The 12,136-nt window shown below is 60.1% G+C and carries 13 protein-coding genes, 1 pseudogene and 1 riboswitch; of the genes and pseudogenes, 9 read left to right on the top strand and 5 right to left on the bottom strand.

What is annotated here, in order from left to right:
- Positions 1 to 494: class I SAM-dependent methyltransferase (locus NKG99_RS34335; protein WP_502913718.1), on the bottom strand; the 494-nt coding region annotated here is incomplete at its 3' end.
- A gap of 720 nt (positions 495 to 1,214) precedes the next feature.
- Positions 1,215 to 1,682, bottom strand: coding sequence for a hypothetical protein (locus NKG99_RS34330; protein ID WP_352873845.1), 468 nt, complete (start codon positions 1,680 to 1,682; stop codon positions 1,215 to 1,217).
- Positions 1,683 to 1,848: 166 nt separating this feature from the next.
- Here NKG99_RS34330 and NKG99_RS34325 point away from each other — a divergent pair, with 166 nt between their 5' ends.
- The 8 genes from NKG99_RS34325 (at position 1,849) to thiD (ending at position 9,622) form a co-directional block, all read left to right on the top strand.
- Positions 1,849 to 2,652, top strand: coding sequence for an SDR family NAD(P)-dependent oxidoreductase (locus NKG99_RS34325; protein ID WP_352873843.1), 804 nt, complete (start codon positions 1,849 to 1,851; stop codon positions 2,650 to 2,652).
- An 821-nt stretch (positions 2,653 to 3,473) separates the two neighbouring features.
- Positions 3,474 to 4,013, top strand: a complete 540-nt coding sequence (locus NKG99_RS34320; protein WP_352873841.1) for an NUDIX hydrolase — start codon at positions 3,474 to 3,476, stop codon at positions 4,011 to 4,013.
- Positions 4,014 to 4,272: 259 nt separating this feature from the next.
- Positions 4,273 to 4,389, top strand: a riboswitch (TPP riboswitch).
- A gap of 104 nt (positions 4,390 to 4,493) precedes the next feature.
- Positions 4,494 to 6,329 carry a phosphomethylpyrimidine synthase ThiC gene (gene thiC / locus NKG99_RS34315; protein WP_352873839.1) on the top strand — a complete coding sequence of 612 codons (1,836 nt, stop codon included), beginning with the start codon at positions 4,494 to 4,496 and terminating at the stop codon, positions 6,327 to 6,329.
- Positions 6,326 to 7,327 (top strand): glycine oxidase ThiO, encoded by a 1,002-nt coding sequence (gene thiO / locus NKG99_RS34310; RefSeq protein WP_352873837.1) that lies wholly within the window; start codon positions 6,326 to 6,328, stop codon positions 7,325 to 7,327. Before thiC ends, thiO begins: the two co-directional genes overlap by 4 nt.
- A complete protein-coding gene (gene thiS, locus NKG99_RS34305; protein ID WP_352873835.1) occupies positions 7,296 to 7,493 on the top strand; it encodes a sulfur carrier protein ThiS in 198 nt (65 codons plus the stop codon). Before thiO ends, thiS begins: the two co-directional genes overlap by 32 nt.
- A gap of 1 nt (position 7,494) precedes the next feature.
- Positions 7,495 to 8,268 carry a thiazole synthase gene (locus tag NKG99_RS34300; protein ID WP_352873834.1) on the top strand — a complete coding sequence of 258 codons (774 nt, stop codon included), beginning with the start codon at positions 7,495 to 7,497 and terminating at the stop codon, positions 8,266 to 8,268.
- Positions 8,265 to 8,870, top strand: coding sequence for a thiamine phosphate synthase (locus NKG99_RS34295; protein WP_352873832.1), 606 nt, complete (start codon positions 8,265 to 8,267; stop codon positions 8,868 to 8,870). Before NKG99_RS34300 ends, NKG99_RS34295 begins: the two co-directional genes overlap by 4 nt.
- The gene (gene thiD / locus NKG99_RS34290) at positions 8,861 to 9,622 is read left to right on the top strand and encodes a bifunctional hydroxymethylpyrimidine kinase/phosphomethylpyrimidine kinase (RefSeq protein ID WP_352873830.1); all 762 of its coding nucleotides are present in this window, start codon (positions 8,861 to 8,863) and stop codon (positions 9,620 to 9,622) included. Before NKG99_RS34295 ends, thiD begins: the two co-directional genes overlap by 10 nt.
- Before the next feature lie 60 nt (positions 9,623 to 9,682).
- Here thiD and NKG99_RS34285 read toward each other — a convergent pair.
- Positions 9,683 to 9,910, bottom strand: a pseudogene (locus NKG99_RS34285) (hypothetical protein); the annotation flags it as partial.
- 66 nt (positions 9,911 to 9,976) lie between these two features.
- On the opposite strand from NKG99_RS34285, the gene NKG99_RS34280 reads away from it, so the two are divergent.
- Entirely contained in the window at positions 9,977 to 10,987 is a 1,011-nt protein-coding gene (locus NKG99_RS34280) for an IS110 family RNA-guided transposase (RefSeq protein WP_352873828.1), read from the top strand.
- Positions 10,988 to 11,151: 164 nt separating this feature from the next.
- Here the strand turns inward: NKG99_RS34280 and NKG99_RS34275 are convergent, their stop codons facing one another.
- On the bottom strand, positions 11,152 to 11,550 hold the full coding sequence (locus NKG99_RS34275) for a transposase (protein WP_352873826.1): 399 nt from the start codon (positions 11,548 to 11,550) through the stop codon (positions 11,152 to 11,154).
- Positions 11,551 to 11,659: 109 nt separating this feature from the next.
- A complete protein-coding gene (locus tag NKG99_RS34270; protein ID WP_352873824.1) occupies positions 11,660 to 12,103 on the bottom strand; it encodes a transposase in 444 nt (147 codons plus the stop codon).
- Positions 12,104 to 12,136: the final 33 nt, after the last annotated feature.

The following is a 12,136-nucleotide window of genomic DNA, read 5'->3' as shown; positions in this document are numbered from 1 at the left end:
GACGCGAGCCAGTTCGCGCAGCGCATCCGGTCGGACGTGCCCGAGGGTGAAGACGCCGCAGCAGACCTTAATGTCACAAGTCGCACTGGGGTGGTCGGAGAGCGGCCCGTTAAGGTCGACATCGCCTTGGACATGGCGGTAGAGGCCGTTTTTCGGGCCTTTTCGGCCATCTCCTCAGAGAGGTCGAACCCATCGACCAACCGGAAGCCTAGGCGTTCCAGTTGCACTCCGACGAGACCTGTTTCGCACCCGGCGTCCAGGATTGCGATGGCCGCTCGCTCATTGGCAAAATACGCTGTCTGCACGGCGCTCGCGATTTCCGCAACCACCGTCGGTCCGCAGTAGCCCTCGCGGCCAACATCCAGTTCATAAGAACTCGCCCATCCGCGATAGAAGTGGGCCAAGCGACCAACATCGCCGTCGAGGGCATGGGAATCCTTGATTCGCTTTTGTGCGGCTTGCTCCAGTTCGGCCTGTTGATCGAGGGTGTTCATGATAGTACCTCCGTGTAGGGGCAGATGGTCATTGGCGGCGCAATGGCTGCGGCTGATCTAAAAGCTGTTCCTTGCCGTGTTGCCGAGCATGGCTGTCGGAGCCTACGGTTCGGCTACCGGATAGCCGGTTTTCAGGAGTTGGCGATTATCGGTCGCCTGATGCTGCCAGCGTTCGGTCCTGCGAAAACGAGTGACAGCATGGACGCTTCTGCCAGCCTCTCCAGCGGACATGAGACTTCATCCTTTCACGAGCAAGGTGATGGTGGGGACTTGGCTATAAGCCTGACATGTATGACGGCAGAATATGTATCGAATTTTCGTGCCAAGAATCAAGTATAAAAAAGTTAAGCTTTTGACGTTCATTTAATTTCATTGCGAATATTTTAACATCTCAAGAAAGTAATATTGATAATTTGTCAAACCTAGTTCACCCCCCTCCTTGAGCCGACCGGATGCGCAACGATCTCCGACCAGTTCTTTTCGTAGTCACGGTGAAAACGCAGGATAGTCGACAACCCGGGAATGATCGTGATATCGGGCTTCGGCAGCTCGTATGGTCGTCAATTCTTGTGATGGCGCCCTTGAGGGCCGTGCCCGGCTCGTCCTCCTGTGGTGAGGCTCGGCCCGCCCGAGCAACCCTCGGACGCGCAGTGTAGGGCGAGCCACCTCACCGACAGAGGCGGGCTACGGTCTTACACATAAGGAGGCGTCGGTTGGCGTCTACAAGGCTTTCAGGAATGCCATCAACGACTGCTGAGTACGTTGCCGAGGCGGCCCGCTCAAGCTGTCGATGTCGACGCTGGCCAAGGCCTTGGCCGTCATTTCCAGGTCGAACTGGGCGTAGATGTGCGTGGTATCCAACGACACGTGGCCGAGCCAGGCAAGGATCGCGTTGATGTCAACAAAGCAGGAGGTGGATGGCTGTCGTGTGCCTAATTGTATGCGGGCTGACGCGCTTCGGGCCAAGCTCGGGACGCTGCTCGCCACGACAGGATATTGCATCCAAGGGACAAGGGACCATAAACAAATGGAGACGCAGCATTCATGGCGCAATAGTTCTTCATAAAGACTTAACAAAATCTTAACTGTACGGTATTTACCAGTGATGGAGCGTGCGGTAATGCCGTCTCTCCTGGCGCCGTTGATACGCCCATGCTTGTGTCGGCCCCATAGTAAGTCGGTCAGCATCGACGAGGTCCTTCAAAGGAATGTTGATGCGATACCCCGGGGTCGCGTGGCTACTCCGAAAGAAATAGCAAGCTTGACACTGTACCTCTCCAGCGCGGCAGCCAGGCACATTACAGGGGTTTGCTCTGCCGATAGATGGCGGCGCACTGCAGGATAGGAGGAATTTTTGGGTAATCGGCTATCAGGCAAAGTTGTCGTCGTAACCGGTGGCAATCGAGGCATAGGTCGGGCGATTGCCGAGAGGCTCGCTGATGAAGAGGCAATGGTTGTCGTCGGCGATTTGTTTGACGAGCACTCTCTCCCTGTCAGCGTCGAGAGGCTCGCGTTTATACGTCTTGACGTCACAAAGGAGGCGTCGGTTCGTGCATTCGTTGACGACGTCCTTCAGAAGTTTGGCAGGATCGATGTCCTGGTCAACAATGCTGGTATCATCGTGCATAAGTCCATCGACGAACAGACTGGCGAGGATTGGGACCGACTTATGGCGGTCAATCTCCGCGGTCCGTTTCTCATGGCCAAGCATGTGGCCCCAGAAATGAGACGTGTCGGCTTAGGCACGATCGTCAATATTGGGTCGGTTGAGGGCTTTATGGTCAACCCCTGGCATACAGCATACGCCGCCACCAAGGCCGGCGTGCACGGTCTTACGATTGGACTCGCAGTCGACCTTGGACCTGATGGAATACGCTGCAATACCGTTTGTCCCGGTTGGATCGAGACTGACCTTAATCGGTCCTACCTAGAGCTCCACCCGGACCGAAGCTTGGTCGAGCGGGAATTGGCGCAACTACACCCGGTGGGAAGGATCGGATCCCCAAAGGAGATAGCAAATGCGGTCCTTTGGTTGGCTAGTGACGAATCCAGTTTCGTTAGCGGTGAAATGATCGCTGTCGACGGCGCCCGAACCAAGAAGATATCCCTGCCGTCCATCTTGGACGAGGAGTATCGGGCCAAGCTGACGAAACCCTAAAGGGAATGAAGACTCGCGCCGTCAAGGACGGATCCACTGGATCATCAACGGTATCAAGCACTTCATCGCGAATGTGCGGTTATGCGATTTCGTAATGCTGTTTGCTGTGACGGGCGAGGATCAAGCGCCCGCGGGCACCCGGAAAAGGATTTCCTGCTTCATCGATTCCGAGTAGACTGATTGATGCGAAGCCCCGCCTCAGCGCCGGGAGTTGCAGCATGCGCGGCAGCCGTCTCGTCAACGAAGATGCCAATGCTTAATGTGCAATGCGGAGATTTGATCGCGGGCATCCATCAGCCACCCAGGGCTTCAAAAGACCCTGCCGGTGGGGAGGCGCACCGGCAGGGCAACCGCGTTGTCAACTGGGGCCCGCCGGCGGGCGATGGCACTGTCGGTTGGTGAGTTCAAGCTGCGATGCCCACCCATTACATCCAAGCAAACCCAGCCGAAAAGCCGAAATAAAGTCATGCGACGGATGATTTTTTTTCGCGGCTCTCGCCCCTGGGGCTAATGATAGCGTCAATTCTGAACCGGCCGCATGAAGGCGCTTCTGGGTTAGCGAGTGTTGTGGAAGGACGCTCAGAGCCCTGCGCTTCGTTTGCCACATGGCTCTCTGGGGTGAAGGGGCGCACCGGAAACGACCGACGCTCTAATCCTCACTGGACGAGAACTCAGTGGCAGGTGAGACCCAATTTTAAGAAGAATCCAACTGGTGAGGCCTGGAGACTATGCCGACATATCCGTTCTCGCTGTCTTTCATTGAACACATCCGGTCCATGTTTTTGCAGTTTACGCCGCGGAGGACCCCACACGCAGAGAACTTGAAACAAGCAGCGGTTGGAATCGTTCTAGTTGCGGCCGACGATGGCTCAGGTGAGACCGCCCTTTTGCTCACGTTGCGCTGCGCTAAGATGCGTTCACATGCAGGCCAATACGCATTGCCGGGAGGACGGGGTGATCAGGGAGAAGACGCGGTGGACACCGTTATTCGAGAATGCTTCGAAGAACTCGCGCTCAGCCTTTCGGCTGACCAGTTATTGGGTACTTTGGACATATATGCGACCCAATCTGGCTATGCGGTCACACCCGTCGTTTTTGCAACTACAAACGAGCCCGATCTCTGTCTCAATCCAGAGGAAGTAGATCAACTTTTCCGGATCAAACTCTCTGACCTCTCCGGTGAACGGTCAGCACAGTTTTTCAGTCAAGGAGAAAACGGGCGGCGTCTTATTCGCTTTCCAATCTTTGACCATCACATATACGCTCCGACAGCGGCTATTCTGTATCAATTCATTGAGATGATAGCTGGTCGATATCAACATGTTGACGACCTCGCAGCTCCGGACTTCGCAACCCGATAATACTCGCCATTGTTTTTCGCCAGACACCGGGCTCTTCGCCATCAATACGGGCGGCGCCGCCCTTAGCGATGCCGCGCCCGCTACCCGCCACTCGCGGGTGCGGTAACACGTCCAGCAACGTCCGGCCACGGCATCTAACTTAGGCAGGCGTGACTTGCTCCCGACACGTGTGCGAGCTTTTGCGCCCGCACTGATCGACCGCCAATCAACACCCGGGCCGAATGCGCTTGACAAACTGGCGTCGGCCCGTTCAACTTGAAGCATTCACCAGGGGAGTCCCGGCAAGGGGCTGAGATACTGCTGGCTTTCGCGGCGCAGTGACCCGTTGAACCTGATCCAGTTCATACTGGCGTAGGGACGGTGCAAGCGCTTTGCGGGAGTTCACGCCCGCAGTCCTGTTTCGAGCAGGCCGACCAAAGCGTCTTTTCATCCTTCCGGCACAGAACTGGGTCTCCAATGCATGAGCAAAGGAGCCTCAAGATGAATGCCCTCACCCCCTCCGTCTCGACGGGACCACTGCCCGCCTCACGGAAAATCCACAAGTCCGGCGTCCTCCATCCGCACATCAGGGTGCCGATGCGCGAAATCTCCGTCCATCCGACGGCAGGCGAACCGCCCGTCATCGTCTACGATCCCTCCGGCCCCTATACGGACCCGACTGTCGAAACCAGCATCGAAAAGGGCCTTGCCCGGCTTCGCCATGAGTGGATTACGGCGCGCGGCGATGTCGAAGCCTATGACGGCCGCCATGTGCAGCCGGAAGACAATGGATTCGCGACGGGCGAGCGCCTGACGCCGGAATTTCCCGCGCGCAACCGGCCGCTCAGGGCCAGGTCAGGCAAGGCGGTAACACAGCTTGCCTATGCGCGCGCCGGCATCATCACCCCCGAAATGGAGTTCGTCGCCATTCGCGAAAATCTCGGCCGCGAGATCCTGCGCGGCAAGCTGCAGCGCGACGGCGAAGCCTTTGGCGCATCGATACCGGATTTTGTCACGCCGGAGTTCGTCCGCGAAGAAGTGGCGCGCGGGCGGGCAATCATTCCCGCCAACATCAATCATCCCGAGAGCGAGCCGATGATTATCGGTCGCAATTTCCTGGTCAAGATCAACGCCAATATCGGTAACTCGGCCGTCACATCGTCGATGGCCGAAGAGGTCGAAAAGATGGTCTGGGCAATCCGCTGGGGCGCCGATACGGTGATGGACCTGTCGACCGGCCGCAACATCCACAACATCCGCGACTGGATCGTGCGCAACGCGCCGGTGCCGATCGGCACGGTGCCACTCTATCAGGCGCTTGAGAAGGTCGGCGGCATCGCCGAGGATCTGACCTGGGAGGTCTACCGGGACACGCTGATCGAGCAGGCCGAACAGGGCGTCGACTATTTCACCATCCACGCCGGCGTGCGGCTGCACTACATCCCGCTGACCGTGGACCGGGTCACGGGTATCGTCTCGCGCGGTGGGTCGATCATGGCCAAATGGTGCCTGCACCATCACCGGGAAAGCTTTCTCTATGAACATTTTGCGGAGATCTGCGACATCTGCCGCGCCTATGATGTGTCCTTTTCGCTCGGCGATGGCCTTCGTCCCGGGTCGATCGCCGACGCCAACGACGCGGCGCAATTCGCCGAGCTGGAAACGCTCGGCGAGCTGACGAAGATCGCCTGGGCGAAGGACTGCCAGGTGATGATCGAGGGTCCGGGCCATGTGCCGATGCACAAGATCAAGGAGAACATGGACAAGCAGCTCGCTGTCTGCGGCGAGGCGCCTTTCTACACTCTTGGACCGCTGACGACCGACATCGCGCCGGGCTATGACCACATCACGAGCGGCATAGGCGCGGCCATGATCGGCTGGTTCGGAACGGCCATGCTCTGCTACGTCACCCCGAAGGAGCATCTCGGTCTCCCTGACCGCAACGACGTCAAGATTGGCGTCATCACCTACAGGATCGCCGCGCATGCCGCCGATCTCGCCAAGGGCCATCCGGCGGCGAAAGTCAGGGATGATGCCCTTTCCCGCGCGCGCTTCGAGTTCCGCTGGGAGGACCAGTTCAACCTGTCGCTCGACCCCGAAACCGCGCGGTCCTTTCACGACCAGACCTTGCCCAAGGAGGCGCACAAGCTGGCGCATTTCTGCTCGATGTGCGGGCCGAAATTCTGCTCGATGCGCATCTCCCACGAGATTCGCGCCGAAGCGCAGAAGGAGGGCATGGCTGCGATGGCGGCGAAATACCGCGAGGGTGGCGATCTCTACATGCCTGCTGACGAGACCGGCGTACCGCTCATGCCAGGGGCGTCGGAACCGTCATGAGGGTGCTGGTCAAAGGGGCCGGCGTCGCCGGCCTCACCGCCGCCTTCGAACTCGCCGCCCGCGGCGCGACGGTCACGGTCGCCGAGATCCGGCATGGCCTTGGAGGCAATGCGTCGTGGTTCGCCGGCGGCATGCTGGCGCCATGGTGCGAGCGTGAAAGCGCCGAGCAGCCGGTGCTGGATCTTGGCCGCGACGCTGCCAACTGGTGGAATGCGGTACTGCCCGGTCAGGTGACACAGGCCGGAACGCTGGTCGTTGCGACACCGCGCGATGCCGGTGAGCTCGACCGCTTCGCCAGTCGCACGTCGGGCCATCGGCGTGTCGATGAAGACGAAATCGCGCTCCTGGAACCCGACCTCGCCGGCCGGTTCCGCCGCGGATTGTTCTTCCCTGACGAGGCTCATCTCGACCCGCGCCAGGCGATGGCAGCACTTCATGACAAGCTTGCAGCCATGGGTGTCGAATTCCACTTCGGCACCGACGCCCGGCATGTTTCCGGTTTCGATCGTCGGATCGACTGCACGGGAATGGCCGCAGTCGATGACAGGCTGCGCGGTGTTCGCGGCGAGATGCTGATCCTGCGCACCCCTGATATCTCGCTGTCGCGCCCGGTCAGGCTGCTGCATCCGCGCTTTCCGCTTTATGCAGTGCCGCGCACCGACCACCGTTTCATGATCGGCGCGACGATGATTGAAAGCCAGAGCGCCGGCCCGCCGATGGCGCGTTCCATGATGGAGCTGCTGGGTGCCGCCTATGCCCTCCATCCGGCCTTTGGCGAGGCTGAGATCGTTGAAACCGGTGTCGGCGTCCGTCCTGCCTTTTCCGACAATCTGCCGCGTGTCGAGGCACGTGGAAGCACCGTCGCGATCAACGGGCTTTATCGCCATGGCTTTCTTCTCGCCCCTGCCATGGCGCGCCAGGCGGCCGACCTGGTTTTCCATCAAGACGGAACCAAGGAGCTTGCTCATGAAACTGACGGTCAACGGCAAAATGCATGAGGTTGCCGCCACCACGCTGGCAGAGTTGCTTGCCGCGCTCGACTATGAAGGCGATTGGCTGGCAACGGCCGTCAACAGCGACCTCGTGCACAAAGCCAACCGGGCGAAATTCCAGCTGAGCGATGGCGACCGGATCGAAATCCTTTCGCCCATGCAGGGAGGCTAGCATGTTCGATCTTCTCGGAACGTCGCTTCCCTCCCGCCTGCTTCTCGGCACCGCTCAATATCCTTCGCCGGCCATCCTTGCCGACGCGGTCAAGGCGTCGGGCGCGTCGATGGTGACGGTCTCCTTGCGGCGTGAGATGGCGGGCAGCAGGGCCGGCGAAAAATTCTGGTCGTTGATCCGCTCGATGGGCGTCAGAATCTTGCCCAACACGGCCGGCTGCCACTCCGTCAAGGAAGCGGTCACGACCGCGCAAATGGCGCGCGAAGTCTTCGGTACGAGCTGGATCAAGCTCGAAGTAATCGGCAACCACGACACACTGCAGCCAGACGTGTTCGGCCTGGTCGAAGCCGCCCGCATCCTGTGCGAGGACGGTTTTTCGGTATTCCCCTATACCACCGACGACCTTGTCGTCGCCGAGCGGCTGCTTGCGGCAGGCTGCAAGGTGTTGATGCCCTGGTGCGCACCGATCGGTTCGGCGCTGGGGCCGGTCAACATCATGGCGCTGCGCTCGATGCGCGGCCATTTCCCAGGCGTCCCGCTGATTGTGGATGCGGGGCTCGGACGGCCGTCGCACGCGGCCACCGTCATGGAGCTCGGCTTCGACGCCGTGCTGCTGAACACGGCGGTCGCCAAGGCGGCCGATCCAGTCGGCATGGCGCGCGCGTTCGGCAAGGCGGTCGATGCCGGTCGTGAAGCTTTCTGCTCGGGAATGCTCGAACCGCGCGACGTCGCCGTGCCGTCGACGCCGACAATCGGCAGGGCGATTTTTTCATGAAGCTCGATCCCTTCTACCTGATCGTCGACAGCGCTGCCTGGATCGAACGGCTGGTCCCGCTCGGCGTCAAGCTGGTGCAGCTTCGCATCAAGACGATGGATGAGGCCGGGTTGCGCGCTGAAATCCGCACAGCAAAGGCCTTGTGCGCTCGCTACCGGTGCCAGCTCATCGTCAACGATCACTGGCGCCTGGCGATCGAGGAAGGCTGCGATTTCGTGCATCTCGGCCAGGAGGACCTGCAAACAGCCGACCTCTCGAGGATACGGTCAGCCGGCGTCAGGCTCGGATTGAGCACGCATGATCATGTCGAGCTGGAAACGGCCATGTTTGCCGAGCCCGACTATGTTGCGCTCGGTCCGATCTATCCGACCATCTTGAAGAAGATGAAATGGGCGCCGCAAGGGCTCGAGCGGATCAGCGAGTGGAAGCGCCGGGTCGCGCCGATCCCATTGGTCGCTATCGGCGGCCTCAACTCTGACCGGGTCAACGGTGTCTTTGCGGCCGGCGCGGACAGCGCGGCAGTGGTCACAGACATTTCGTTGAACTCCGACCCCGAAGCGCGCACCAGAGAATGGATCGAAAAGACAGAGCAATGGCGCTGAGGGGAGAACCGCATGTGCTTGTCGTTGGCGGATCGGATTCAAGCGGGGGTGCCGGAATTGGACGCGACATCGAGACGATCTCTTCTATTGGCGTGCGCACCTGTCTCGCTGTCACCGCGCTCACGGTGCAGACGCACGACGCTGTGATGGAAATCCTTCATTCGCCACCAAGCCTGGTGGCCGATCAGATGCGCGCCGCGCTGCAGGCCAACGAAGTGGCGGCAATCAAGATCGGCATGCTCGGAACAGCCGAGACCATCGTTGCCGTTACCGCCGTACTGCGCGAAAATCCACAGGTGCCGGCAGTATTCGATCCGGTGCTGGCCTCTACCTCAGGCCGGGCGCTCCTGGAAGCCGATGCCGTCGCCGTCATGAAGCGTGATCTGATGCCGCTTTGCCGCCTCGTGACACCCAATCTCATCGAGCTCGCGCTCCTTGTTGGCGCGGTGCAAGCGGTCGACGAGAATGGCGCAGTCAGGCAAGGCCAGGAATTGCTGGCAGTTGGTGCGCAGGCCCTGCTGATCAAAGGTGGCCACGCTGTGGGATCCCGATCGACCGATATTCTGCTACGGTCCGATCAGGAACCAATCCGTTTCGACACCCCACGTCTTGCTGCATCAATGCGCGGGACGGGCTGCATGCTGGCTAGCGCCATTGCGGCGCACGTGGCGAACGTGGGGTCACTTGAAGACAGTGTGCGCGAAGGCAAGCTGTTTGTGTTCGAGAAGATCCGGAAGAATGTAGCCCAATGACCGGGCCACTACGCCCACGTTGATCTGGGATAGTCACATAGCCTGCTCCTCAACTCGGCATCAGCGTTCCGCGAGGTCGGGGAAAGAGTTTACATGGGTAGCTAGACTCCTTAATGTTTTGACGGAAGCGTATCCAGCGTTGTTGAAGTAGTTTGCGCATTCGTCTGGCTTGATGGTGCCGACGAGGGTACCGAAGTGGCGCGATGTGTCTTCGATGGTTCGCTTCTGGGCGTGGCGCATCCAATGCTTGATCTTGGCGAGGGTCTGCTCGATTGATGGTGTGGATGGCTCCTGCTCCCGGCGTCGCATTGCGCCATAGTCGGGAAGTCATCATCCCGCATAGAGGAGCCATCCATGTCCGAGCTTGCCACAGTTGGTATCGACCTCGCAAAGAGTGTCTTCCAGGTCCATGGTGTAGATGAGAGCGGTCGGGTTCTTGTCCGCCGCCAACTCCGCCGAAGCCAGTTGCTCGCATTTTTCGAGAAGCGACCGCGATGCCTGATCGGCATGGAGGCTTGCGCAGGTGCTCACGACTGGGGGCGCAGGCTCCAGGAGATGGGGCATGACGTCCGGCTGATGCCACCGTCCTACGTGAAGCCTTACGTGAAGCGCGGCAAGACGGACGCTACGGACGCGGCCGCCATCTGCGAAGCAGTGACGCGCCCCTCTATGCGGTTTGTCGCCATCAAAAGTGAAGCCTGCTCATCGGTGTTGGTTCTTCACCGCACGCGCGACTTTCTGGTTCGCCAGCGCACGCAGATCGGGAACGCGATCCGAGCCCATATGACGGAGTTCGGTGTCATAGCGGCAAAGGGTGCGCAGAATGTCGATCGATTGAAGGGACAACTGGATCAACTGCCGGAAGCGGCCCGGATGCCCGTGAGCTTGCTCTTCGACCAGTTGGCCGAGACGGACAAGCGGGTAGAGCGGTTGACCGACGAGATCGAAGAGACCTACGAGCAAAGCGAGACAAGCCAGCGTCTGGCTACGATCCCAGGCGTGGGCATGTTATCGGCGACGATCATTGCGGCGACGACGCCGGATGTCGACAATTTCGACTGCGCTAGGGACTATGCCGCTTGGCTCGGCCTCACACCCAAACCGCACTCCACCGGAGGCAAGCAGAGGGTGGGCCGGATCTCGAAGATGGGCAATCGTTATATCCGACGATTGCTGTACCTCGGCGCCATGGCACAGATCATGCTCAGACGTAGACTCAAGCGCGAGCCGGGGTCGGATTGGCTATCTAGCATGCTGATCCGGAAGAAAACGAAGGTCGTCGCCATCGCCTTGGCGCATCGAATGGCAAAAACAATCTTCGCCGTCCTTAGGGACGGATCGCGTTACGGGCCTCAGGCAGCCTAACAGGCTCTCCGGAATGGTCAACGCAAAGTGAGGTGATGGCAAACAAACGGAGACGAAGAACCAGGACACCCCGATCAATCCGAAGCGCCTCGAGCGCGCTCGATTGAGTGGGACCTGTTCTCCAAGCGGATATTCATCAGGACGCGCAGCGATCTCACTGCAAATCAGACGCCGTATACATGGCCGCAACCGACCCGTTCGCCAATCCGATCCGACACCCTTGACCCGCAGGAGCCATCCATACATGGATTGAGATCGGGCGAGTAGGGCGGCAGGAACCAGAGCCTTGCGCCGGCGGCCCTGATGGCATGACGGATGGCTGCGGACTTATGGCTGCCCAGATTGTCCATGATCACGATGGTCGCCGGGCCGCAGGGTCGGGAGCAGTTGCTGCCGGACATAGGCGCGGAAGCATTCACCGTTGATCGACCGTCGAAGACGCATGGCGCGGTGAGTTCGTCGCAGCGCAACACCCCCAGGAAGGTCAGGGTTCGCCAATGGCCATGCGGGGTGAACCCGCGCAGGCGCTGTCCCCTTGGTCCCCAGCCACGAAGCGGAGCCATGTTGGTCTTGATCCACGTCTCGTCGATGAAGACAAGACGCGCCGGATCGAGGCGACCCTGCCACGACCTCCAGCGCTGGCGGTGACGGGCAATGTCGGCCCGGGCCTGCTCAAAAGCGAGCAGCGTTTTTTTTGTAGCTCAGGCCCTCGCGCCTCAAGAACATCCAGACCGCATTGTGCGAGACCGTCACCCCGCGTGCAGCCAACTCGTCCTTCAGCCGATGCAGCGTCAGATCAGAGGTCTGGTTGATCCGCTCCACGATGAAGGCCCGATGCGGCTCCAGAACCCGCTTGCGGTGTCCGCCCATCTTGCCTGGTGCCACCGAGCCGGTGGCACAGTAACGCTGCGACCACTTCACCACCGAGGAGACTGCAACACCAAAGCGCGACGCCACCGCACGGCAGCTCTCGCCGGCGCCAACTGCCTCAACAACACGCTCACGAAGATCGTTCGAAAGGGCTCGCGTTATCGGATGCTGGCCGCCTCCGTCCAGCCAGCATCTTGAATCTGGAGGGTTCTGTGTGGTCGCGGGCGCGATTGGGCGGGCACGCACGGGTCGCGACTACATTGAAGCCTGATTGAACTG

The sequence above is a fragment of the Mesorhizobium sp. M1409 genome (genome assembly GCF_040317535.1).
GTDB lineage: Bacteria > Pseudomonadota > Alphaproteobacteria > Rhizobiales > Rhizobiaceae > Mesorhizobium.
Note: the sequence above shows the minus strand (reverse complement) of the source record. Positions and strands in the feature narration are given on the sequence as shown.

Excerpts from the sequence above, each read along its gene's own strand:
- NKG99_RS34295 (WP_352873832.1), top strand. The coding sequence starts at position 8,265 with ATGAAGCTCGATCCCTTCTACCTGATCGTCGACAGCGCTGCCTGGATC.
- thiS (WP_352873835.1), top strand. The coding sequence starts at position 7,296 with ATGAAACTGACGGTCAACGGCAAAATGCATGAGGTTGCCGCCACCACG.
- NKG99_RS34280 (WP_352873828.1), top strand. The coding sequence starts at position 9,977 with ATGTCCGAGCTTGCCACAGTTGGTATCGACCTCGCAAAGAGTGTCTTC.
- NKG99_RS34330 (WP_352873845.1), bottom strand. The coding sequence starts at position 1,682 with ATGCTGACCGACTTACTATGGGGCCGACACAAGCATGGGCGTATCAAC.
- thiD (WP_352873830.1), top strand. The coding sequence starts at position 8,861 with ATGGCGCTGAGGGGAGAACCGCATGTGCTTGTCGTTGGCGGATCGGAT.
- thiO (WP_352873837.1), top strand. The coding sequence starts at position 6,326 with ATGAGGGTGCTGGTCAAAGGGGCCGGCGTCGCCGGCCTCACCGCCGCC.
- NKG99_RS34275 (WP_352873826.1), bottom strand. The coding sequence starts at position 11,550 with ATGGCTCCGCTTCGTGGCTGGGGACCAAGGGGACAGCGCCTGCGCGGG.
- NKG99_RS34300 (WP_352873834.1), top strand. The coding sequence starts at position 7,495 with ATGTTCGATCTTCTCGGAACGTCGCTTCCCTCCCGCCTGCTTCTCGGC.
- thiC (WP_352873839.1), top strand. The coding sequence starts at position 4,494 with ATGAATGCCCTCACCCCCTCCGTCTCGACGGGACCACTGCCCGCCTCA.